This is a genomic window from Candidatus Uabimicrobium helgolandensis (assembly GCF_041508025.1).
Taxonomy (GTDB): Bacteria; Planctomycetota; Uabimicrobiia; order Uabimicrobiales; family Uabimicrobiaceae; genus Uabimicrobium; species Uabimicrobium helgolandensis.
On record NZ_CP165719.1, the window covers coordinates 2,599,813 to 2,623,122 of the forward strand.

18 protein-coding genes are annotated in these 23,310 nt (G+C 35.1%); 16 read left to right on the forward strand and 2 right to left on the reverse strand.

Translation table 11 applies throughout. The features are described from left to right. The first annotated feature begins 22 nt into the window (after positions 1 to 22). The 4 genes from UABHE_RS09405 to ade all read left to right on the forward strand — a co-directional run bounded on the left by UABHE_RS09405 (position 23) and on the right by ade (position 8,156). Positions 23 to 4,114: a protein kinase gene (locus UABHE_RS09405; protein WP_372370001.1), complete on the forward strand. Its 4,092-nt coding sequence runs from the start codon at positions 23 to 25 to the stop codon at positions 4,112 to 4,114. A gap of 339 nt (positions 4,115 to 4,453) precedes the next feature. Then, positions 4,454 to 5,887 carry an ABC transporter ATP-binding protein gene (locus tag UABHE_RS09410; RefSeq protein WP_372370002.1) on the forward strand — a complete coding sequence of 478 codons (1,434 nt, stop codon included), beginning with the start codon at positions 4,454 to 4,456 and terminating at the stop codon, positions 5,885 to 5,887. Then, on the forward strand, positions 5,884 to 6,447 hold the full coding sequence (rsmD, locus tag UABHE_RS09415; protein ID WP_372370003.1) for a 16S rRNA (guanine(966)-N(2))-methyltransferase RsmD: 564 nt from the start codon (positions 5,884 to 5,886) through the stop codon (positions 6,445 to 6,447). The genes UABHE_RS09410 and rsmD overlap by 4 nt, the downstream gene beginning before the upstream one ends. Beyond that, positions 6,444 to 8,156, forward strand: a complete 1,713-nt coding sequence (ade, locus tag UABHE_RS09420; protein ID WP_372370004.1) for an adenine deaminase — start codon at positions 6,444 to 6,446, stop codon at positions 8,154 to 8,156. The genes rsmD and ade overlap by 4 nt, the downstream gene beginning before the upstream one ends. 360 nt (positions 8,157 to 8,516) lie before the next feature. Here ade and UABHE_RS09425 read toward each other — a convergent pair whose 3' ends face one another. Beyond that, entirely contained in the window at positions 8,517 to 10,019 is a 1,503-nt protein-coding gene (locus tag UABHE_RS09425) for a serine/threonine protein kinase (protein WP_372370005.1), read from the reverse strand. Positions 10,020 to 10,466: 447 nt separating this feature from the next. On the opposite strand from UABHE_RS09425, the gene UABHE_RS09430 reads away from it, so the two are divergent. The 9 genes from UABHE_RS09430 to UABHE_RS09470 all read left to right on the forward strand — a co-directional run bounded on the left by UABHE_RS09430 (position 10,467) and on the right by UABHE_RS09470 (position 18,411). Beyond that, positions 10,467 to 12,812 carry an SUMF1/EgtB/PvdO family nonheme iron enzyme gene (locus UABHE_RS09430; protein WP_372370006.1) on the forward strand — a complete coding sequence of 782 codons (2,346 nt, stop codon included), beginning with the start codon at positions 10,467 to 10,469 and terminating at the stop codon, positions 12,810 to 12,812. Further along, complete coding sequence (locus tag UABHE_RS09435) at positions 12,805 to 13,296, forward strand: aminoacyl-tRNA deacylase (protein ID WP_372370007.1); 492 nt, start codon at positions 12,805 to 12,807, stop codon at positions 13,294 to 13,296. The genes UABHE_RS09430 and UABHE_RS09435 overlap by 8 nt, the downstream gene beginning before the upstream one ends. A gap of 260 nt (positions 13,297 to 13,556) precedes the next feature. Further along, positions 13,557 to 14,897, forward strand: coding sequence for a serine hydrolase (locus UABHE_RS09440; protein WP_372370008.1), 1,341 nt, complete (start codon positions 13,557 to 13,559; stop codon positions 14,895 to 14,897). A gap of 127 nt (positions 14,898 to 15,024) precedes the next feature. Then, on the forward strand, positions 15,025 to 15,159 hold the full coding sequence (locus UABHE_RS09445) for a hypothetical protein (RefSeq protein ID WP_372364459.1): 135 nt from the start codon (positions 15,025 to 15,027) through the stop codon (positions 15,157 to 15,159). Between the two features lie 12 nt (positions 15,160 to 15,171). Continuing rightward, positions 15,172 to 15,318 (forward strand): four helix bundle protein, encoded by a 147-nt coding sequence (locus UABHE_RS09450; protein WP_372371594.1) that lies wholly within the window; start codon positions 15,172 to 15,174, stop codon positions 15,316 to 15,318. Positions 15,319 to 15,474: 156 nt separating this feature from the next. Then, a complete protein-coding gene (locus tag UABHE_RS09455; protein WP_372370010.1) occupies positions 15,475 to 15,777 on the forward strand; it encodes a hypothetical protein in 303 nt (100 codons plus the stop codon). Positions 15,778 to 15,875: 98 nt separating this feature from the next. Continuing rightward, positions 15,876 to 16,469: a TetR family transcriptional regulator C-terminal domain-containing protein gene (locus tag UABHE_RS09460; protein WP_372370011.1), complete on the forward strand. Its 594-nt coding sequence runs from the start codon at positions 15,876 to 15,878 to the stop codon at positions 16,467 to 16,469. Positions 16,470 to 16,698: 229 nt separating this feature from the next. Beyond that, positions 16,699 to 17,400, forward strand: a complete 702-nt coding sequence (locus UABHE_RS09465; RefSeq protein ID WP_372370012.1) for an L-2-amino-thiazoline-4-carboxylic acid hydrolase — start codon at positions 16,699 to 16,701, stop codon at positions 17,398 to 17,400. Between the two features lie 12 nt (positions 17,401 to 17,412). Further along, complete coding sequence (locus UABHE_RS09470; RefSeq protein WP_372370013.1) at positions 17,413 to 18,411, forward strand: NAD-dependent epimerase/dehydratase family protein; 999 nt, start codon at positions 17,413 to 17,415, stop codon at positions 18,409 to 18,411. Between the two features lie 28 nt (positions 18,412 to 18,439). Here UABHE_RS09470 and UABHE_RS09475 read toward each other — a convergent pair whose 3' ends face one another. Further along, positions 18,440 to 19,900 carry a sigma-54 interaction domain-containing protein gene (locus tag UABHE_RS09475; protein WP_372370014.1) on the reverse strand — a complete coding sequence of 487 codons (1,461 nt, stop codon included), beginning with the start codon at positions 19,898 to 19,900 and terminating at the stop codon, positions 18,440 to 18,442. A 208-nt stretch (positions 19,901 to 20,108) separates the two neighbouring features. Between UABHE_RS09475 and UABHE_RS09480 the strand changes: the two genes are divergently transcribed. From UABHE_RS09480 to UABHE_RS09490, 3 genes are all read left to right on the forward strand, one after another. Continuing rightward, entirely contained in the window at positions 20,109 to 20,417 is a 309-nt protein-coding gene (locus tag UABHE_RS09480) for a 4Fe-4S dicluster domain-containing protein (protein ID WP_372370015.1), read from the forward strand. 512 nt (positions 20,418 to 20,929) lie between these two features. Beyond that, complete coding sequence (locus tag UABHE_RS09485) at positions 20,930 to 22,366, forward strand: hypothetical protein (protein WP_372370016.1); 1,437 nt, start codon at positions 20,930 to 20,932, stop codon at positions 22,364 to 22,366. An 11-nt stretch (positions 22,367 to 22,377) separates the two neighbouring features. Next, a complete protein-coding gene (locus tag UABHE_RS09490) occupies positions 22,378 to 23,226 on the forward strand; it encodes a hypothetical protein (protein ID WP_372370017.1) in 849 nt (282 codons plus the stop codon). Positions 23,227 to 23,310 lie beyond the last annotated feature (84 nt).

Consider the following 23,310-nt stretch of genomic DNA (forward strand, 5'->3'; position numbering starts at 1 on the left):
TTCATTTTCAACGGGACCAAGTATGGAATACAAATTATTATATTCCCCAGAAAAACTATCTTCTATAAAATCAGAAAAGCTATCTTCTTCTGAGGAAAAATGGGAAATTGGCAACACAATAGATAACAAGTATGAAATTCAAGAAATACTTGCAGAAGATGAAAACAAAATTATTTATAGAGTACGTCATTGCCAGTGGAACATACATTTGGCTGTGCGTAGCCAAACAAAAAAAGAAGAGCAAGCGCGATTCTTTAGTCAAGCTGAACGTTGGGTTAATTTGGAAAAACACCCCAACATTGTAAGTGCTTACTACACAAAAACAGCCGAAGATATTTCGCGTTTGTTCGTCGAATATGTAAGAGCTAAAACATTAGTCAATTTTCGCAACGAATCAAATTTGGATATTGAAGCAATTCTAGATATAGCAATCCAACTTGGTTGGGGAATGAATCACGCTCACAGCAAAGGTCTTCTTCACGGCGATCTCAGACCAGGAAATATATTTATTACTGATAATTACGAGGTAAAAATTTCAGATTTTCGCTTACGCGATGAAGTTAGCACTTACACTCCCTATATGGCTCCAGAGCAATTCGATATAAATGCGCCCTTACAACACACAGTAGATATGTATGCTTATGGCATTATTCTCTACGAGATGTGCCTTGGCGAACTTCCTTTTAAAATGCCAGGAAAAATACTACAGTCGAATAATATAGAAAAATACAAAACTGTAGCAATGACACAACCACCAAGAAATCCAAGTCAAGTAGTAAGCGAAATCCCAAAAGCATTTTCAGACATAGTGATGTCTTGCATTTCTCCCAATCCAGAAGATCGACCGCGAGATTTTGCCATCATCAACGAAGCAATCACAAATTTATATGAAGACTTTTCAGGATTCAAGTATCCAAGAGAAGAACCACAACACGACACTTTAATGGCAATTGATTTAAACAATCGCGCTTTAGCTCTAATAGATTTAGGAGAAGAAGTAAAAGCAGAGCAATATTTGCAAGATGCTGTAGATTCAAATCCAGAATGTACAGGCGCTGTAATCAATTTAGAATTGCTACGTTTGCGTAAGAAAAAAAATACTATTTCTCACTTACTAAGTGAAACTACTGCTCTACTCGAAGTAGATCCTCAAGTTGTTTCTTACTATCGAGTCAAGATATGCTTAGAATACGGTGGTTTTTTAGAAGAAGCGCTAGAAGAATTAAATTATGTGCTGAGTACATACCCTCACAACAAAGAACTAATAAACCTTAAATCCAGCTTTCTAGAACGCTTAGGAAAATATGAAGAAGCGATTAGTCTACTTAAAACATTTGTCTCATCTGAAAATCACTCTGCTAAAGATCATTTTAATTTAGGAAAATGTTATTTATATCTTCGTAAGTTTAAAAGCGCACAAGAAGCTTTCGAAAAAGGATGCAGTTTATTCGAAAGCAATCATGCATTAAAACTAGGCTTGGGTCTCGCGATGGCACATCGTGGAAAAGTAAAAGAAGCACAAGAGCATTTTGAAAAAATGGTGGTAGAGAAAAATGATGACTTTTGGGCAACGCTACAACTTGCTGAAATAACTTCAGCGATCAGTAAATATATAAAGGTTTATGGTAAAGCAACTCAAGACTATGAAAAAGCAAAAGTCCTATATAGTAAGTTATGGGAATTGGGAGCTGTACCTCGTGTAAAGTATGGTTTTCAACTAACACACGGAACCCCACCCACAACAAAAGGAAATCCAATAAGTGATCGATCAAATTGGCGTTATACACGCAGTTTGTCAGGTCATGATAAAGGTGTTCAGTGCGTTGCAATTTCTCCCGACGATCGTTTTGCAATAGCAGGTGGAGATACATCTCAAATTTTTGTATGGGACATCGCCACAGGTAAAAATAAGAAAATTTTTGACACTGACAGTGAGAGAATTACAGACTTACGCATTAGCCATGACGGACATTTTGCTATTTCTATTGGTGATGGCAATATTGTAGATGTTTGGGATTTAATTGCCAATCAACGTGTCTGCCAGCTAGAAGGACACGTTTCCCACATAACATGCTTAGAACTTACAAAAACAGGATATATTGCGACAGGTAGCGTCGACAAAACTATTCGCATTTGGGACTTAGGTGGACTTGTTTGTCACAAAGTACTAAAAGGGCATAAGGATAAAGTTTTATGCTTAGCCGTCACTCCGTGCGGACAAAAGATTTTATCTGGTGGTGAAGACCACAGCGTTGGTATATGGAATATAGAAACAGGAGAATGTTTTGGTATACTAAGCGGTCATAGCGATGGTGTAAACTGTATAGCGGTTTCTACAAACGGTAAATATGCTGTTTCTGCAAGCTGGGATCAAACCTTGCGCATCTGGGATATTGAAAGTGGTAAATGTTTACAAGTACTCTCAGGACACAGCGGAATTATAAATGCTGTCACTATTTCATCTGATAGTAGTAAAATCATCTCTGCAGGTGAAGACAAAAACATATTTATCTGGGACGCTGCGAGTGGTTTATGTATTAAAGTTTTAGAAGGACACACTGTAAGTGTTACTTGTTTGAAAATCGCTCCTCAAACTCAAACAATTGTATCTGGTAGTTGGGATTATACTATTAAAATGTGGGATATGGATAGCGGAGAATGCCTTAATTCTCTAGAAGGTCATACAGATTTAGTAAACGCAATAGCTATGACAAGTGATGAATCATACATGCTCTCTGGAGGAGATGATCCAGTACTTAGAGTATGGAAAGATATTACCACTGAAATATGTCCTTACTTTAAAGAACCTCCACTTACATATATGATTGAAAGCCCAAAACTACGTAACTTTGGAAATATACTTGAACAGCGCCTTATTGGTAAGCTGTTTAAAAAAGCACAGCAACATATAAAAGAAGATAATGTTGCGCGTTCTTTTGAACTATTTCGCGAAATACAAGAAATGGGTGAATTTGAGAAAAATAACCGCATTCTCGAAGCGATCGCGTCGACTGCTATTCAAAACAATTTTAAACGTAACAAAACGAGAAAAGTATGGAACTCAAGAACACTAAATCCTCACAAAAGTGTTATTAGTACTTTTGCTTCCACAAGTAAAAATGAAATACTCGCAGCGGCAAGCTATGATGGTTCTATTTCATTGTGGAATGTTGAAGAAATGAAAAAAACAGACGTATTAAAAGGACATAATGACTATATTACCAGTATCGATATTAGTCCAAACAAACGTTTTTTGATTTCAGGAAGCCGCGACAACACTATACGTCTTTGGGAACTACAAACAGGACAGTGTATTCATACTTTGAGTGGTCATAAACACTGGGTTGAAAAAGTTAAATTCTCTAACGATGGTCGTAAGATTATATCGGGAAGTCGCGATGGATGTATAACCATTTGGGAAACAAAAAGTGGTGATGTTGTACACAACTTAAAAAACCATACCGATATCGTAAATAACCTAGAAGTGCTACCAAATTCAGAACAAATTATTAGTGCAAGCCATGACCGAAGCATTCGAGTTTGGGACGTAGAAACAGGAAAGTGCCTCAGCACTCTGGAACGCCACCGCGGGCACATAAGTTCTATAGCTATTGTTCCTGGTAGTCCCTATATCGTTTCTGGTGGTTGGGATCACGTACTCTATTTATGGGACACGCAAAATGGTTCTTTTGTACGTAAATTTTACGGACATACGAGCTGGATAAGTAATATTTGTGTTTCCAATGATGGAAAAACAATTCTTTCTACGAGTCTTGACAAAACAATACGAGTGTGGGAACTCGAAACAGGGCAATGTCGCGGTATTTTAGAAAATCACGATGATGATGTTACTCAAGTATTAATCACTCCTGATGATCGCTTTGCCATTACAGCAAGCTATGATAATAATATCTTAATTTGGGACATTCAGAATTGCGAATGTTGTGATGGAGTGACCACTACAGATGGACGAATAACAAGCTTAATTATGTTAGAAGAAGGGCGACGCGTTCTTACAGGTACAGCAAACGGTAATGTTGCCATTTGGGAAATCGACTGGGAATGGGAAATTCCATATGAGTATGAACAAGCAACGAATAACCCAATTGTCTAGTGGTTTAAAACTTCATAAAATAACTAAGTTAAATTCAAAATAGAGAATTCTTGTCCTTCGCGATAAATACGAAGTAAGGTATTATATCGATAGAAACAAAGACTAGGAGGGCGAAGCTCCTGCAAGAGCTTCGCCCTCCTAATTCTAAATACAATAGTAATTTAACAACTATGCGACTTAGCTTTGAGCTAACATCTACCATACTTTCAGCGATATTATAAATTCCTTAATTCAATAGTGATCGAACTTGGCGCCACTGTAAAGAAACAATAACTTATCTGATTTAGTCAACCTTCAACAATTTTAGTTCTTAAAACCAATACATTTTGTAGAGAAAGCATGACCGAAAAACCACAACTATTAGTAGAAATTAAAAATCTAACGGTTCAGTTCCCTAAGCAAGAATTGCCGTTGTTTTCTGATGTAAATATAAAAATCAATTTAAAAACTGTATTTGGAATTTTTGGAGAAACGGGCTGCGGAAAAAGTACTTTAGCTAAATGTTTGGCTGGCTTTATTCCACAAAAATATATCCACGGTGAAATATGGTTTTATGGAAAAGAAAACTTTGCCTTACATAATAAAAATAGTTTTTTTTTTCAAAAGGAAATTAATGGCAAAAATATAGTATATGTTCCGCAAGACCCTTACCAAACATTAAATCCATTCGAAACTCTGCGTACCCAACTATCGCGAATTATTCGTCTGAACGAATCTTCACAATCAATAGACGACCTCCTAGAATGCGTAAAATTTCCATTAGATCGCGTAGACTCTGCAATCACATCTCTTTCCGCTGGGCAACGTCAGAGAGCAACAATTGCTCTTGCCTTAGCCTGTTCTCCATTGCTATTAATTTTTGATGAACCCACAGCTTCGTTAGATCGAGAAACGCGCCAGCAACTCCTAGAGTTTTTTCAAAATTTACCTTTTAAAAAAGATATTTCTATTGCAATTATTTCTCATGAAATACTCGATTACGAAGCGCTTATTTCTCCAGAGAATCGTTATTATTTTCATGAATACGAACATGTAGCTAAACCCATAAACCGTACTAGTCCAATCAAAAAAGAGGAAGCAATTCTTCGTACACAAAAGCTAAAAAAAAGCTATGGTGCACTACAAATATTAAAAGAGATTGAATTTTTCATCGAAAATGGTGAGTGGGTCCATTTACAAGGTAAAAATGGTAGCGGCAAAACAACTTTTATGAATATTTTATCAGGGTTGCAGTCTCCAACCTCTGGAGAAATTTACTGGCAGCAACAAGAAATTTCGCAAAAAATAATCAACTATCAAAAATATATTCATCTTGTTTATCAAGATTCCTTTCATGCTTTAAATTATAATTATACAGTAAAAAAAATATTACAAGAAGTAATAAAAAGCGATAAGGAACATACAAAAACATTACAAACTTTTTGCGAAAAATGGTATATACTACTAGAAATACCTCAGAGAATATATGATAACTACCCACAGCAAATTTCGTATGGCCAACAAAAAAGAGTTGCTTTATTGCGAACCTTATTGAAATTCAAACTTTACGGCCTTCGTGACCCACACCACAAACATCTATTCCTATTAGATGAAATATTTGCAGGCATCCATATACCTCTTCGTTATAAGATTATGACTTTATTTATAAATTTGTTCAATGAACAACAAAATTTTGCAGTATTGTGGATCGCCCATGGTCAAGATTTATTGAAAGATTTTTGTGATAGAGATTATTTATTAAACAACGGCTGTATGAAAGAAACAAAACTATGAGAATATGTAGTGGCTCAATAAAAGGCATGAATTTAAACAGTCCAAAAGGAATGAAAACGCGCCCAATGATCGAAAGGGTAAAACTCGCACTGTTTAATATCATAGGAGAAGAGATACACGGTGCTAAAGTCTTGGATTGCTTTTCTGGTAGCGGCGCTTTAGGTTTAGAAGCCTTATCAAGGGGAGCAGTAGAGTGCCACTTTGTAGAAAATGGTCGCCATGTTTTGCCAGTATTGAAAGCTAACATTGAAAAATCAAAATTTACGCAGTGGAAACTGACTCCCAAAAGCGCTTTTTTCGTAAAAAAATCTTTGCCTGAACAGCACTTTGACATAGTACTAATGGATCCACCTTATAAATACATTGATCATCCGTGTGAACGCAAAGAGACCCTGGAGTTCATCTCCGAACTGATGAAACATGCTTGTAAACAAGATAGTTTGGTTATTTTGCATTGTCGCCGTCATGCGATGGCAGGTAGCCCTATTCCTAAAAGTTTGGAGCTAGAAAGCAAACGTGAATACGGCTCCTCAGAACTATGGTTTTTAAGGAAAGTATGATGGATTTTAGCCAAAATATGAAACATCGTATCGAAGTTGCAATGGGAAAAACCCCTGCTGATATTACGTTTAAAAACGCAAGAGTTGTCTCAACTTTTACAGAAGAAATTTGGGAAACATCGGTAAGTATCGCCGATGGTAGAGTTGTCTCACTAGATGATAACTTAGAAGCCAAACAAGAAATTGATCTACAAGGAAAATACCTCGCTCCATCTTTCATCGATGCTCATATTCACATTGAGTCGTCAATGCTAAGCCCCGAAGGATTCGCAGAAACAGTAGTCCCTCATGGAACAGGAGCAGTAATTAGCGACCCACATGAAATTGTAAATGTTCTTGGCATTGACGGCTACAAATACATGTACCAAGCAGCGCAAAATTTACCAATGGATATTCATTTCAGCATACCATCTTGTGTACCGGCCACGCATATGGAAACTTCTGGAGCGCAAATTACCGCTGAAGACTTCAAAGAAATCTACAAATACAATAACGCCACTCCAGCGTTAAGTGAACTAATGAACTACCCCGGAGTTTATTTTTGTGATGAAGATGTTCTAAATAAAGTAGCAACAGCACATAAACTAGGTTTATCAATAGACGGGCATTCACCTATGCTCAAGGGACGAGAGCTCAATGCTTACTTAAACGCAGGTATATTTACTGATCACGAATGCACTACAGCAGAAGAAGCGACAGAAAAATTACGCAAAGGAATGCACGTCTTAATGCGTGAAGGTTCGGCAGCAAGAAACTTAGAAGCGCTTATTCCTGTATTAAGCGATCATACTGCCCACCGCATTTGTATTGCTTCAGATGACCGTCACCCTGATCAACTCATGGAAAATGGTCACTTAAACCTAATTCTAAAAATGTTGATTGACGCTGGTGTTGATCCTATTCGCGCAATACGCATTATGACTTTAAACCCAGCAACTGTGTACAATTTGAAATGGTTGGGAGGTATTGGTATTGGATACTATGCTAACTTTGTAGTTTTGAATGATCTACAAACCGTAAACATAGAAGAGGTTTACTATCGCGGGCAAAAAGTTACTAAGCAAAAACAAGTTATTAACAAAATAGAACGAATTGATGCCCAGTCTACTTATGACTCTGTTCACATACCAAGTGACTTAAAAGAAAAGCTAAACGCGTACCCTACTTCTGGAAAAGTCAATGCCATTAAAATTTTACCTGGAGAATTGATCACTCAAAAGCAAATTGTAGACCTCGATAACAAAGAAGAAGATGTTTGCTATCTTGCTGTTGTTGAACGTCATGGCAAAAATTCACAGGTAGGTTTAGGATATGTGGTAGGTATGGGTCTTTCCAGTGGAGCTTTAGCCTCTACAGTCGCACACGACAACCATAACCTGATTCTTGTTGGTAAAAGTATCGACGATATGATTACCGCTTCGCAAACTATCCAAGAAATTGGCGGCGGATTTGCTGTTGTTGATAACGGAAAAACCTTGTCGCAACTACCTTTAAAAATAGCAGGACTTATGTCCGATGCTCCTGTTGATGAAGTAGTAAAAAACTTGCACGAAATAGAGAAAAGAGCGCAAGATATCGGCACAGAACTAAAGTCACCGTTTATGGTATTATCATTTTTAGCTCTAGCAGTTATACCACATATAAAATTAACAGATTGTGGTTTAGTAGATGTAGATAAATTTGCTATTATCGATTTAGTGACAGAATAGAACGCGAAAATTAGTAGTGTATTTAAACGCACTACTAATCGTTACTTTGCATTGACCATTTTTTCTGTTTTGCAACTTTAAGAAAGTCATCTTGTACTTTATTTGGTTAGAAACTATTGTTTTCTTTGAAATATTAAGGGAATATCCAAAGGACGAACAATGGACCAGCGCGTGTTTTCAGATAGATATGTAGTGTAATTTTCTATCACATGCTTAAAGGTACTTTTCCTTTTTGTGGCGACACTAGAATACGCATGAATCGTTCCCTTCATTTGAGATAAGTCTATTATTAATTAGTATTTAAATTTTAATTTAATAGAGTTCGAAACGGGATCGGGAACAATTCGTTATTTTCTGAGTTTACATACGCGAATATTGTTGAAGTATGCCTTGTATATCTCTTTGCATTTGTGAAAATGTTTGGTAGCGTTTTTGCGGATCTCTTGCCATTGCACGCGCAACTAAATCACTTATTGACTTACTAACATTCGCAACATCGCTCAAAGGTATAGAATCTTCATTAATTTTAGCACGCATAATATTATGTAGGCCCTTGTGTTGAGAGTAAGGTGCTTTTCCAGAAATCATGCGATACAAAGTAGCACCAATAGAATAGATATCCGTTTTATGATCAACACTGCGCGTATCAATAATTTGTTCCGGCGATATATAATAAGGCGTCCCCATTACTTCACCTGTTTTTGTGTTTCCATTCTGGTTTAGTATTTTACCAATACCAAAATCGGTAAGCTTAACATTACCTTCGTCGCTAGTGATGATAATATTGGCTGGTTTTATATCGCGGTGAATAATACGCCTTGTTAGAGAATAACGAAGTGCTTCAACAACATCCGACATAATATTCAATGAATCTACCGCATCAATTACAGTCAACTCGTTTAAAATCTCTTTAACATTTTTACCTGGAGCAAATTCCATCGCGATATAATATTGATTAATGGCATGAGCAAAACTAAACTCATACATATTAATAATATTTGTATGGTTTAAGCAAGACAGAACCTCTGCTTCTTGCATAAATCTACTTGTCACACCATCAGCAAGATCGTTTGCAAGAATTTTAATCGCCACCTTGCGATTTTGCTTGGTATCTTTTGCTAAATAAATTTCTCCCATACTGCCTTTGGCAACTAACTTTATTATTTGATAATGATTCAAATCATTTGGCATATCTAGGTTATCTTCCAACTGAACGCGTAGAGGTGCTTTCACTACTTTTTCTAAATTGGGAAAGATAAATGTTTTTTCTTTTTCTACTGGTGTAGACATTACCTTATCAATAATCTGTATAGTCTGAGCATGTGGCGAGAGCAAATCCATATTTTTTTGGTCTATAGTAAATTCATTAGCCAAAATTTGTTGTTCTCGTTGTTGGCGTTTTATTTGAGAAGGAGTTATTGTTGCGTTATTTGTACCTAAAGTATTTATATATTGCTGAAATAAATTTTTCAAAAAAGCAGTGTCTTGTTTTGTGAATACCGTATTGTCTTCTAATAATTTGCAAACTCCGCCTACGATATCAAGAGTAAACATTCTTGCAACGCTTATGTCTAGTTGCCATGAACGTTGATTGATAATAACAGATAATTGATTTTTTTGTAGATTTCTCGATTGTTCTTCTGTTATCATTTTTCTCTGCTCTGCAATTTTTAATAAACATCTCATTACAAACAATAAACGTATTACATGTTTTTGGTAGGACGACAATCTGGAATGACCAAGAATAAAGGAATTACAATCGATTTCTTTGCTATAATATTCGTGAATATCTGTATCCGCAAGATAGTTTAGTTTTTTCGCGTAATGAAAGATTATTTTCTCTTTTAAGGTTATTTTAGGCATTCTTGTTTACCTGATTCCCATATTAAGAATTATATGATATAATATTGTTTCCAAATCCTAGGGCATGTTCTATTTAAATTTTTGTAAAATTCGAATTATTCCAGGCAATAGCAAAACACTTAAAAATACATAATATTATGTATTTTTAATATAAGTGACTTAACAAAAATAGTTACCTATTTAGTGCAGAGCTTTTATTTTCTAATGCGGCATGATGAAAACGCATAACTATAGCTGTGTAATTGAAAAGCAAAAAAGCTAGAAAACAAAAGAACAAACGCCAATGGGTAAATACTCTTGGCGGGCTACTTAGTTTAAAAGTATCGAATTATGGGAAATATGAATAAAGGCAAACCCCACATCCCTAAGTATAAAAAGACATCTAATAATGTATTAAATATATGTTTTATAAGCAAGTACAAAAAAGTTTTTTAAGGCAAACGATCAATGAATGGTAATCTGCTCGCAGGAAAGTATTTAATGCAGGAACTAATAGGAAAAGGTGGTATTGGGGAAATTTATAAAGCTTTTGATCAAAAAAAGAAGCGAACAGTTGCCGTTAAACGATTAATGTCTGTAGATAAAGTACGTAAACGTAGGTTTAAAAGAGAGTATCGATTACTACAAAAAATAGATCATCCATTTTTTGTACGCGCATTTGATTTTTTTGAGTACGAATCCCACGCATACTTAGTAATGGAACTCGTCGATGGTAAAACGCTTCGCGAAATTATCCTCCAACAAAAAAGCAGCTTTTCTTTACCAGAACAATTGGCCATTGCAAATAAAATAGCACGCGCAGTAGAAATTTTAAATCTTGCAGGAATTATTCATCGCGATATAAAACCCGATAATATCATTATTGATGATGAAACAGGAGATATCAAGTTACTTGACCTTGGTCTCGCAAAAGACACAACTTATGGAACTGTGCAAATCACAAAAGGCGATGACTTTTTAGGAACGCCTCTCTATGCCAGCCCTGAACAAGTGAAAGGAGAAAATAGTTATCAAAGCGATATATTTTCCCTTTGTACAGTTCTGTATCAATTTTTCCTTTGGGAAGATCGTTCTCCTTTTTATGAAGAAAATGAATTTGCTATTTTATACAAAATTACTGATTTTCATCCACCTAGCCTTATGGAAAAAATCCTACTAAGCGATAAACAATTGAGTGTAAAAGAAAGAGAATGCCTTCAAGAACTCTCGCAACTTCTCAAAGAAGGGATGAATAAAGATCCTCAAGATCGCCCGGAAACAGCTAATAAAGTAGCTGATCGCTTAGCACAAATTCAACAAAATTTACTACACATTAAAAAATATACTGGCGCTGTAAAAAGAATTCAACTGTCGAATCCTGTAGATACACATCTTTCAAAAAAACTAGCAACCATTCGCATCAATTATCAAGAAGTTCACGGAGTAAGTAAAACTTCTCATTCTCAGAATAAACTACAAGCCATCTACGGACGAACAATCTCTTTTTGTCGACAACAGTGGTTTTTATCGCTGGTTGTTGTAAATAGTTTGTTACTTATTTCATTGGTTTTGGCCGCATTTTGGACATTTAGTGGTGATCAAGTTTCCAACACAACCTCAAAAGAGGTTTGGAAAAAAGCACAAGATTACCAAGTGAAAGCAAACTTATTTTTCGACAAAGGAATCACTGCCGAAAAAAATCGCGAACTCCTTTCTAAAAGTAAAACAATGTATCAATTAGCCAAAAGAAAAGGCCAAGAATTCTTTAGTTCTCAAGTTGAAGAGCTACAAAAACGCGACAAAATATCAAATAAACAAGCCATCCACAAACTATCTTCTACAGATTTTGCAAAATTTATTAACAATTGTCAGCAAAAAATAGAAGTTATTGACAAAATGTTATCACTACAACAAGAAACACCCTTTGATCGCGATATTTGGAAATCTTGCTGGAACAATCACTATTTTGATTTTACCAACTTAAAGTGGGTAAACTTATCTGCACACCAGCAAATAGAATATGCGCAAAAATATCAAAAATGGTATGCCAAAAAAGTAAAAAAAGCCGCTGAAAAAAAATACAACATATCAGGGCTCGCGGTCGCGATGATTCTTATTCCTCCAGGAAAGTTTTGGATGGGATCCGCCATTACAGAATTAGATAGAGATGTAGACGAACAACAACACACAGTCATAATAAAAAATCACTACTGGATAAGTAAGAACGAAATTACTCAAGACGAATGGTTCAAAATTGTAGGTACAAAACCATGGGTAGACAAAGACTATATGCACGACAATGTACTCCATCCTGCGACATACATCTCTTGGAACGAGGTAACACGACAGTTTTTGCAAAAGATAGACAATCGTTTTACTTTGCCCAGTGAATTACAATGGGAGTATGCATGTCGCGCTGGCACTGATAGTAGATTTTCTTGGGGCAACGATATCAACTCTATTGGCAAGTACGCAAATATCATGGATAAAACAACAAGTATGAAGCACCCAGAACGTCCAGGCATTGAAGTAATAGACGGATTTCCAGAAGTTGCTCCTGTTGGCAGTATGCAAAGTAATGCGTTTGGTTTACATGACATGATCGGCAACGTAACAGAGTGGTGTAAAGACAACTATAAAAATTTTGCAAATGAAAACTCAAAATCCTTTGCCAACTACAGGGTAGCGCGCGGTGCTGCTTGGGATTCTTTTTGGATTGGTAGCATGCGTTCAGCTTATCGTAGCAAATTTGAGCCGCATTTCAAAAGCGGATCTATAGGGTTTCGCCTTTGTTACGAGTCTAAAAATGAATAAAACGCCGATCACTCCCGCAATACGTTTGCTCAAACAAAACAATATTAATTTTACACCTCATCTCTATAAATATGAAGAGCACGGTGGGGCTAAACTCGCTGCACAAACACTTGGAATTACAGCTCACCAAGTAATAAAAACAATTGTAATGCACAATGAAAACACTGAATATTTTATTGTTCTAATGCATGGTGACAAAGAAGTATCGCTAAAGAAACTAGCGCGAGAAATATCCTGCAAGACAATAAAACTCTGCCATCCCAATAAAGTAAGAAACCTCACAAACTATCTTGTTGGTGGCACCTCACCTTTCGCAACAAAAACACCATTAAAGATCTACTGCGAACACACTATCAAAAATTTAAATGAATTATGGATCAATGCTGGTAAAAGAGGGTTTCTCATTAAAATTCATTTCAAAGACCTACAAGCACTTCTCCAACCGCAACTTGTCACTGTTGCTGTAGATAATAAAATTGAATAAACATAATATCTATGAGTCTACGTATAAGCAAAAACGGTGAGGCCGTTCGCATTTTGTCGTTCACAAACATTTTTATGATGTTTTGCGTCAAATAATCCTACACTTTCATGTGCATCATAAAAAGCGATACACTCTAACTACGCAACTCATAACTATTTTGTTTTTACAAAAGAGAGACACTGAGAAAAGAAAGCTTGTGAAGTGAAGATAGCACAAAAATTTCCTCTGTAATTTTACAACTTTAAAAATAGGAGAACAAAATGTACCAAAAATTAATTGTATGTTTTTTTATCATTCAATCGCTTGCTCTAGCACAAAATACACTACAACAAGAAATCGATAAAATGATCAACCCTATTATCAAAAACGAATGGAATGTTGGTGTTGCCATAGGAATATACCAAAAAGATAAAAAAAACATCGTGTTAACCTACGGCGTAAAAAACAAAGATTCTCAACAAAAAATAACAGAAAAAACCATCTTTGAAACAGGCTCTATTTCCAAAGCTTTTACAGGTATGTTACTTTCAAAAATGATTTTAGACAAAAAACTCTCTTTAGCAAATACTGTTGGCGATTTTATCAAATTTGAAAATGAAATTGCCAAAATCACCTTAGAACAACTTGTTACTCACACCTCGGGATTGCCACGAATGCCGACAAATATTGTCGTGAAAAATCAAGAAAGTCCCTATGCTGATTACACCTATAAAGAAATGTTGTCTTTTCTTCGCAAACACAAACTAAGTAGAAAACCAGGAATAAAATACGAATACAGTAATCTTGGAATGAGCCTTTTAGGTAAAATTTTAGAAACCGTTGCAAAAAAAAGTTACGAAGAATTACTTGTACAAGAAATTTGTAAACCACTGCAAATGAATAATACAAAGATCAATTTTAACGAGAACATACAACTAGCCACAGGTTACGATCCTGATTTTAAGCCTGCTTTGAATTGGGATTTTCCAGCAATGAATGCTGCAGGAGCAGTTCGTTCAAATATTGATGATTCTCTACTTCTTATCGAAAAAACTCTAAAAGCATATGATACAGAAAACAAAAGTACTCTACAACAAGCTATTTTAAACTCACACAACACCCTATTTGAAATAGACAAACGACTCAAAATAGCAATGGCCTGGCACATAATAGACGACATAACATGGCACAACGGTGGTACGGAAGGTTTTAGAAGTTTTTTAGGTTTTGATTCCAAGCGCAGTATTGGTGTAGTTGTCTTTACCAATACAAGAAATAGCTTAGATTACGTTGGACAGAACATTCTACGTTTTCTCTCTGGCAAAGACATAAGGTCCATTTCTTTGCCTAAAATAATCGATGTCGACCAAAAGACATTATTGAAATATGTTGGAACATATCAACTAGGATTAGCCCAAATCAACATTACTCTCGAGAACAACAAATTGATAGCGCAAATGTCAGCACAACCCGCTTTTCGAATTTATCCAGAAAGTGAAACAATGTTTTTCTGGAAAGTAGTCAATGCAAAAGCTGAATTCGTGAAAGACAATAAAGGAAAGATAGAAAGACTTATCTTACACCAATATGGGCAAAAAATGCCTGCGTTAAAAATTAAATAATAACCCAAGTTGCGACCTACAAAAGTTATCGTACAGTCTGGTATAATTACTCTTACAAATTCGATGTGCGCAGTTCGAATCTCGTGAGACGCAGTCGTGGCACATGGCACAAAGTAAGGGTAATGCAATGAATTTTAATCATGAAAAATTAGATGTATATCAAGTATCACTAGAATATACAAAAGAAACATTTAATGTGATGGAGAAAATGCCATCAGGTTACAGCTATTTAAAGGATCAGCTAAAAAGAGCATCGCCTTGAGTCCCTCTTAATATAGCAGAAGGCAATGCCAAATTTAGCAAAAAAGAGAAAGCAAGGTTTTTCTCTATAGCAAGAGCATCAGCAAATGAATGTAGTGCAGTATTCGATGTTGCTAAGATAGCCCAAATAATAGACTCAAAAGAAAAAACTACTCTATAGAATAATTTGTATGCTTTCAAAGTTAATAGTCTAATTTTCGCACATGGAATATCGATCCACGACCACGAACCTCAAAAATCGAATTGCACACATCGTTTTTTTATACTGTTATAACGACTCTTCTCTTAAAGTAGGAAAAACAAGAAGGAGAAAGTCATGGAAAAAGAAATTATAATTGTTTTCTGTATATGTGATGAGATAACACAAGCACTCAAGATTGTAGAAGATCCTCAAGTTAAAATGACTAATTCAGAAATTATGACAACAGCATTAGTTTCTATGCTCTACTTTTCTGGCAACTTTGAAAAAGGACAAAATTTTTTAGCTGAACATGGCTACATCAAAAAAATGCTAAGTAAAAGTCGTTTCAATCGCCGCATACCACAAAGAATCCCTACATCTTCTATGGAATCGAATTTCTGTCTTATAAATAGTCTTCCCCAAATTCAAATTTTATAGACTGCGGTTTAAAAATAATTTGTAGTTATCAGCTTTTAGACATGCAATTAGAGCTGAGTTTTCTTGCATTTTTTTTATGACTACTCTATAATAAAAATATGGCTAAAAGTAAAACGCGACAAAAACTAATAGAAGTGGGAACTCAAGCGATTATAAATAAGAGTTATCATGCTGTAGGAATTCAAGAAATTCTAACCTTAGCACAAGTTCCCAAAGGCTCATTTTACTACTATTTTAAATCTAAAGAAGATTTTGGAATAGCTGTTATTGAGTACCATACAACAATAACAATAGAACTTATGCGTTCTTTTCTTTCTAATCGTAAACAAAAACCTTTACAACGTATGCGCGACTATTTTGAAGCAGGTAGACAGGAACATGCGAAAAATTTTTGTAAGCATGGTTGTTTGTTGGGAAAACTAGGATCAGAAACGACTAGTTTAAACCCTTCCATCCGCGCTACTTTAAAGTGTTGTATGGATCAATGGTTAGCATTATTTGCTCTTTGCATTCGAGAAGCCCAAGAAGTTGAACAAATTAGCCAAAATCATTGTCCTGAAAGACTTGCTGAATTTATTTTAGATTCTTGGCAAGGCGCTGTTACACACGTGCTCATTAACCAAAATCTAAAGCCTCTCGATAATTTTTTTCATTATACCTTCGATCACATTTTAAACTACTCTTCTACTTAGGTCCGCCACATTAATATTAATTTCTAAACTATATAATCGACTGGTCTATTATATAGTTTAGAAATTAAAGATATTAACTAAGGCGTGTCATCATTTAGCATAAAATACTTTGAGTCCGTTTCCGTCTTCTAAAAGAAATGATGATAGGCCCTAGATCAAGTTATATTTTTGTTGATTTAATGTTCAAAAAACATTATACTGACCGGTCTATTATCTAGGAGGTATTGTAATGAATGATATTACACAGCTTAAACGATATGGAAAAAATCTGGAAATGACTCCAAAAACTCTCCTTCTTAAAATAAATTGGTTATTTATTAAAGGAGTGGTTCGCGAGATTGGTTTATGGGCTTCGTTGAGAATCATTCCAAGTGTACTTTTCTACACGCAATTACTTACATATAAGAAAGGTAAAGGAGTAGTTATAGGTCAAAAAGAATTTAGCAAAGATGATGCAAAAAAGATGACGATTTTATTTTCTCTTTTACATGTATTGACTCAAAAATACGGAAAAAATAAAGCTTACGATTTGGTAAAAAAACTTACTCAAGACTCTTCTGCGATCATTATGTGCTATGTCTATCAAGTGAAAGAACTATCGAAGTTTTCAGATCCATATAAAGCATTTTGTGAGTTTCATAAGGCAATGTTTCATCAGGATCATCGCTATCAAGTGAGACGCTTTGTAGAAGAAGAACATTGTTTGACGATGATTGTCAATCGCTGTGCCAATTGCCAGGTTGCTCAGGCATTTCAAAAGCCCGAATTGGCAACTTTAGGTTGCGATAGTGATTTGGTGTCTTATCCTATTGTCATGGATCAAATAGGAGGTGAGTTTGTCCGGGAAAAAACTTTGGCAAAAGGGGGAGCTTTTTGCGAATTTAAATTTTATCGCAAAGGCCACGCGCCTAAGAGCTACAAAAACGTCTAGTGGAGTATCATAATGGAAACAGTTCTAGTAACAGGTGCCAATGGACATGTTGGTTATAATATTGTACAGTGCTTACGTAAAAAAAACTACAATGTGAAAGCAGGTGTTCGTCACTCTCATATCACAGAGAAAGTAAAACCTTTACAAGAGCTAGGAGCGCAAATATGCGAATTAGATATTATGAATCCGAAAACAATAGAAAAAGCTGTAGATGGTGTTTCAGGAGTGTTTCAAGTCGCAGCTGTCTATAACGCTGCACCAAAAAATCCGCAGAGGGAGATAATTAATCCTAGCATAATTGGAGGTATAAATGTATTAAAGGCTGCAGAAAAAGCCAAAGTAAAAAAAGTGATTTTTACTTCTAGTATAGCTGCTATTGTGTCCAAAAAAAACCAACGATTTTTTACAGAAGAAGATTGGAATGACACTCCGATTAGCTCTTATGCCATCGCTAAAACAGAGGCAGAAAAGAAAGCATGGAAATTTGCTCAGGAGAAAGGCATTAATTTAATTACATTATGTCCTTCGATGATTATCGGTCCTGGATTTCATCGGCATACGGCTTCAACATTTTTTTTTGAGCAGGTTTTACGCGAAAAAGTTCCAGTAATACTTCCCTTTAGTTTTACATTTGTTGATGTTCGAGATGTTGCGCATGCCCATATTCTTGCTTACGAAAAAGACCATGCATTGGGGCGTTACATTGTTTGTAATAGTTACAAAACAATGGATAATCTCCTGAAGGAGATCAAAGAGCTTGACTCGACGATAAAAATCCCTTTGACAAAATTACCCAAATCGATGACTAGATTTTTACCTTTATTTGATTGGTTAGGACATAAGTTTACTAAAACGCCACGAATGATTACCAAAAGTACCATGAAAGAATTTACAGGAAAAGAACAGCGTGTTTCCAACGATAAAATACGCCAAGAATTAGGGTGGGAGCCAACGGATTTTCGCGACAGTTTGCGCGATACTCTTGACTGGATTCGCAAGTACTTTATGTAATTGCCTTCTTTTCATCTCGTATATTATTTTAGGCAAACCCATCTCTACTAATGCCTAATTTTTTCATTTTGCTTTGTAGTGTGCTTGGTTTTAGCCCTAAAAGAATTGCCGCACCTTCTTTTCCATAAATTTGGCCTTTACTAGATTGAAGTGCTTTTTCAATCGCATTTTTTATTACCAAATCAAGGGTATCAACTTGATTGTTATCGTAAACACTATTTCCTATCAAAAAATGAGACTTCTGTAACCACTCGCTATTTTGGCCCAAAATAAGAGCTCGTTCTATAATGTTAGATAACTCTCTTATATTTCCTGGCCAAGAATGCGAAAATAAATGATCTATTGCTTGTTCTGATATCTTTGGCATTTTCAGGTGTAAACGCTTTGCAATTTTTTGTGATAATTGGTGCACTAGTAAAGGAATATCTTCTTTGCGTTCTCGTAGAGGTGGTAAATTAATAGGAAAAACATTGAGTCTGTAGTATAAATCTTCGCGAAATGTTTTTGCTTTTATCATTTCTTCTAAAGGTTGGTGCGTGGCAGCAATAATTTTGGTATTAATAGCAATGCTTTTTTTTCCTCCTAATCTCTCTATTTTACGCTCTTCTATAAAACGTAGTAATTTAACCTGGGTAGCTAAAGATAATTCTGCTACTTCGTCTAAAAACAAAGTTCCTTCATGGGCACGTTCAATACGACCAATATAACGTTCAAAAGAACCAGTAAAAGCTCCTTTTTCGTGCCCAAACAATTCATTTTCAGCTAAGGTTTCAGGGAGAGCTCCACAATTCACGGCAACAAACGCTTTATTTTTACGCGGCGAAAGATCATGAATGTGTCGCGCTATTATTTCCTTGCCGCTTCCAGATTCCCCTCGAATCAAGACTGTACTAAGATGCGATGCAACTAATTCTACTTTACTTAAAACAGATCGCATTTTATCACTGCGCGTAATTTCATTAAAATAAATGTACTTTTTGTTTTCTTGGCGTAGACGAGTACTTTCCTCAATTGCATTTCGCGAAAGAGTAGATATTTTTTCTATTAGTAAACATTGTTGGCAAGCTAGATGCAAAACTTTTGCTATTTGCCTAAGAAAGATATCACTAAATTCATAAAAACAATCTAAAGAAAAAGAAACAAAACAACTATCGTCGAGAGGTAGTAATATAAATATTTTTGCTCCAAGTGCTTTTGCTTTTTTCTCTTCGCTAAATGAAAATTTGCGATTGAGGTAGCTAGCATGTGGTAGTGATAATCCAGAAAATACAAATGAATCTTTTGTTGTGCGACAACCATTTTGAACAACAAGCATCTCTTCGTTTTTTTCAATATAAGTTGCATGAACTTTACCTTCATTGACAGACCAAACAATTTCAAATTGCAATAAAGAAATATGCGTTGACATCATCGTTGCAATACTACGAACCAAAGCTACGCGCGTTTTTTTTCCTGCTACAGCATCCAAAAAATTTTCTATAGTAAGCATTATTTCCTCTTTCTTCTCATTACCGATATGTTGGTGGTATTTTACTGAAATATCGGTACATTCTCATCAATAAATTTTCAAATGGATTAATTTCCTTTTAAATCAGTAGCCACAGTCAATTGGCATATTATTTGTTATGAGTATATAAAATTATCCACATCCTAATTTTTATGAGAATATCAAACACAATAACCCAAAGGAGAAAGAAATGACAAATGTAGTAACAGGGAATTGTCATGGTTGCCGTTATACAGATTGCGTACTTGTTTGCCCAGTAGATTGTTTTTATGGAGATGACAAGATGTTATACATAAATCCAGAAGAATGTATTGATTGTGGAGCTTGTATAGCGGAATGTCCAGTAGAAGCGATCTTTTACATAGATGATGTACCACAAAATCAACAACACTGGATACAAATCAATGCCGACAAATGTGAAAATGGAGAAACCACTAACATCTGTAAAAAAGAAGAACCTTTGTCTAAAATCGAAGAAATTCACACAATTCCTAAATAAATTGCATGATATACCAAGGTTTAAAGAATATAGTGGTATATTCAACCACTTTAAAAGAAAGCGACACGAAAGTAAATTAGAACATTTTAGGCAAGAATACGAAGAGCGGTCAGAAATAAGTGACCTGCCAAAAGTATTTACCCATTGGCATTTTGTTCTTTAATTTTCTAGCTTTGTTGCTCCTCTGTTACGCAGCTACGGCTGCGCGCCTTCGTCGCGCCGCGCTATAAAAATAAAGCCCTGCATTCAACGGGTAACTACTTTTGTCAAGTCACTTAGAATACGCAAAGTATAAAGAAATTTTAAACAGTAGAAGTGCAAAAATTGCAGTGGTAGTATATAATACTGGCTAAGTAACTTAGTAAGAGCTATATAAATTTTAAATTCAGTGACCTGACAAAAGTATTTCTTTTTTCTAAAATAGGTTACATAATATACTAAGTAACCTTAGTTGGTAGTATTGTCAAAAGTATGCGTGTTAGAAACCTAAATTGGACTGTAGGAAGAAAATTATGAAAAAAATGCTTGTTGTTGCCCTTGTTTTTACTGTGTCTCTTTTTGCGGATTGGGAACTGTCTTCTCGTGATTTAAAATCAATGATTAAGGAAGCAGATGTAATCGTAGAAGGAAAATTTACTTCTTACAAGAAAATCAAAGTACTAGACGCAATCAAAGGTCCGCAAAAACTTCGCAAAATTAAATTAAGCCAAAACGCTGTTGATATTAAACTCAAACGCGATTATATTTTATTTTTCCAATTGCAAGGCGATGTCTTTACACTTCTAGCAAAGAATACTATAAATAGTGATGTGCTTATAAAATCGCGTATACGTGAAGAAGTTATGAAGGTGCGAGTAGCACAAAGTACCGCAGTAGTAAATGCTAAGGTTTTAGAAACACACGAAATTCTTCTTACTGATAATAAAAAATATACTGTTGCTACTTGTGAATTAACAAAAATTTACAAAGGGGAATGCTCGAAGATTTTCGAAGTGATGTATCGCAGCGATCGCCAGAAAAAGGCAAAGAGAGTATTTTTATTTCCGAAATTAACATACGTTTTCTTTTTAAATGAACAAAAAAATCGCTCGACAATTTATTCATGGAACATAAAAAACATGAAATCATTTGTGCAGGCAATAAGTGCGAAAACCTCTATTGCGAAACGTATAAGAAAGTCTTTGTCTAAAAAAGCATTAAAAATATTACCACATTTATTAACAAAGAATGCCTCTCAAGTTGAGCGACTTTTTTTTGAGGAGCTAAATAAGTCTTTGCGCAAAAAAAGCATGTATACTTCTACAGCATTTCCAAATATAACAGTACCAAAAGAGTGGCAGCACCAACAGTCATCACAAAACATTGCATTGACAAATTGTCTTATTTTAAACAAAAAATATAGTCAATATTTTAATACCGCTATAAATAGCTTTTCGATGGCCCCTTACGATGGCGCTATTATTGATAGACACTATGTTTTAAAAGAAGTGACTAAAGCTTCTTCTGTTAATAGTCGTTTTGAAGATATGGCAGGAAAAGCTCAATCAGGACTCAAAATATTCGGCCAAAGTGGTGGATCTAGCTTTTCAACTGGTGATACTATTGCAATTAATTTGCTCGTACAAAATCTCTCAAAGTCAGAAGTAACTATTTGCAATAGTCATATCCCCTATCTTTTGGGAGTTAACGTTGTAAACATCGATAAAAATAAACTAGTGTTAGATAACGGCCTAAAACCTTTTAAAAAAATGGAGAAAAGCTTTGTAAAACTACAAGCTAACCGTTATATTGTCATTCCTACTTTAGACTTGCGTGATTATTACAGTTTTACACCAGGAAAGTATGGAGTATACATACAATTATATGTACCAGTAAGCTATGCACAAGAGCGATCAGATGCTTGGATAGGAAAAATTTTAACCAATTTTATTGAATTTGAAATTAAGTAGAGGAGTATACTATGAAACGCAATTTAATGTTTTTTAGTTTGATGTTGTTTAGCAGTTTGTTTGCTGCAGATTTATCACCAAGAGAAATTATACAAAGATGCATTAAGCGTCATGGTGGACAACAAAATTTTGACAAGATAAAGAATCTTTACGTCAAAATGGACGTGCACTCTAAAAACGAAAAAGCAGATGTCGAAAGTCTTATTGAACAATATTTTCGTTTTCCGAACAAGTTGCGTGCTGAAATTAGTTCGATGATGAATCCACCAACAAAAGTAAGTTGGAATGGCAAGGAAGCATGGCAATTAACAAAAAACAAGCTAGAAAAGACTAAAGACCCGCGCCAACGTGATAACCTAAAAGAAAGTTTGCGATTTGTCAAACTCATCATGTTGACAAATTTACTAGAAAAAGATAGTACACTAAAGTATGAAAAACACGTAAAGCGCAAAACATACGGCATTCACGTTGTTAGCCAAACAAACAAACAAGGCGAAGATATCAAAATATACATTAAAGATAGCGACTATTCTTTGTTTGGTGGTGAATTTTCATGGCAAGGAAACAACACAATATTTAAAGTGTTTCTAGATAAACAAAATTACTGGGTTGACGGTATTTGTTTTCCGAGAGAAGCACGAATTTATCGCGGTAACGAAAAAGTTTTAGATGCTAAAGTACGACAAATAAAAATTAATCATCTAAAAAATGGTAATAGTTTTTTTACCAATCTAAAAGAAAAACCTAAAATGAAAAAACGCGGTAGAACAAGAAGGGGCCGAGGCGGAAACAAACGAACTCGACAACCTAGACAGTATAAAAAGGACGATGAAAACAAAAAAAACAATGAAGATGATTAATAGCAAAATAAAGTCCAAATAAATCTTCTTAAGCCTTTTACGAATTCAATATTCTATCTAAAGTAAAGTGATTAGCCGAAATTT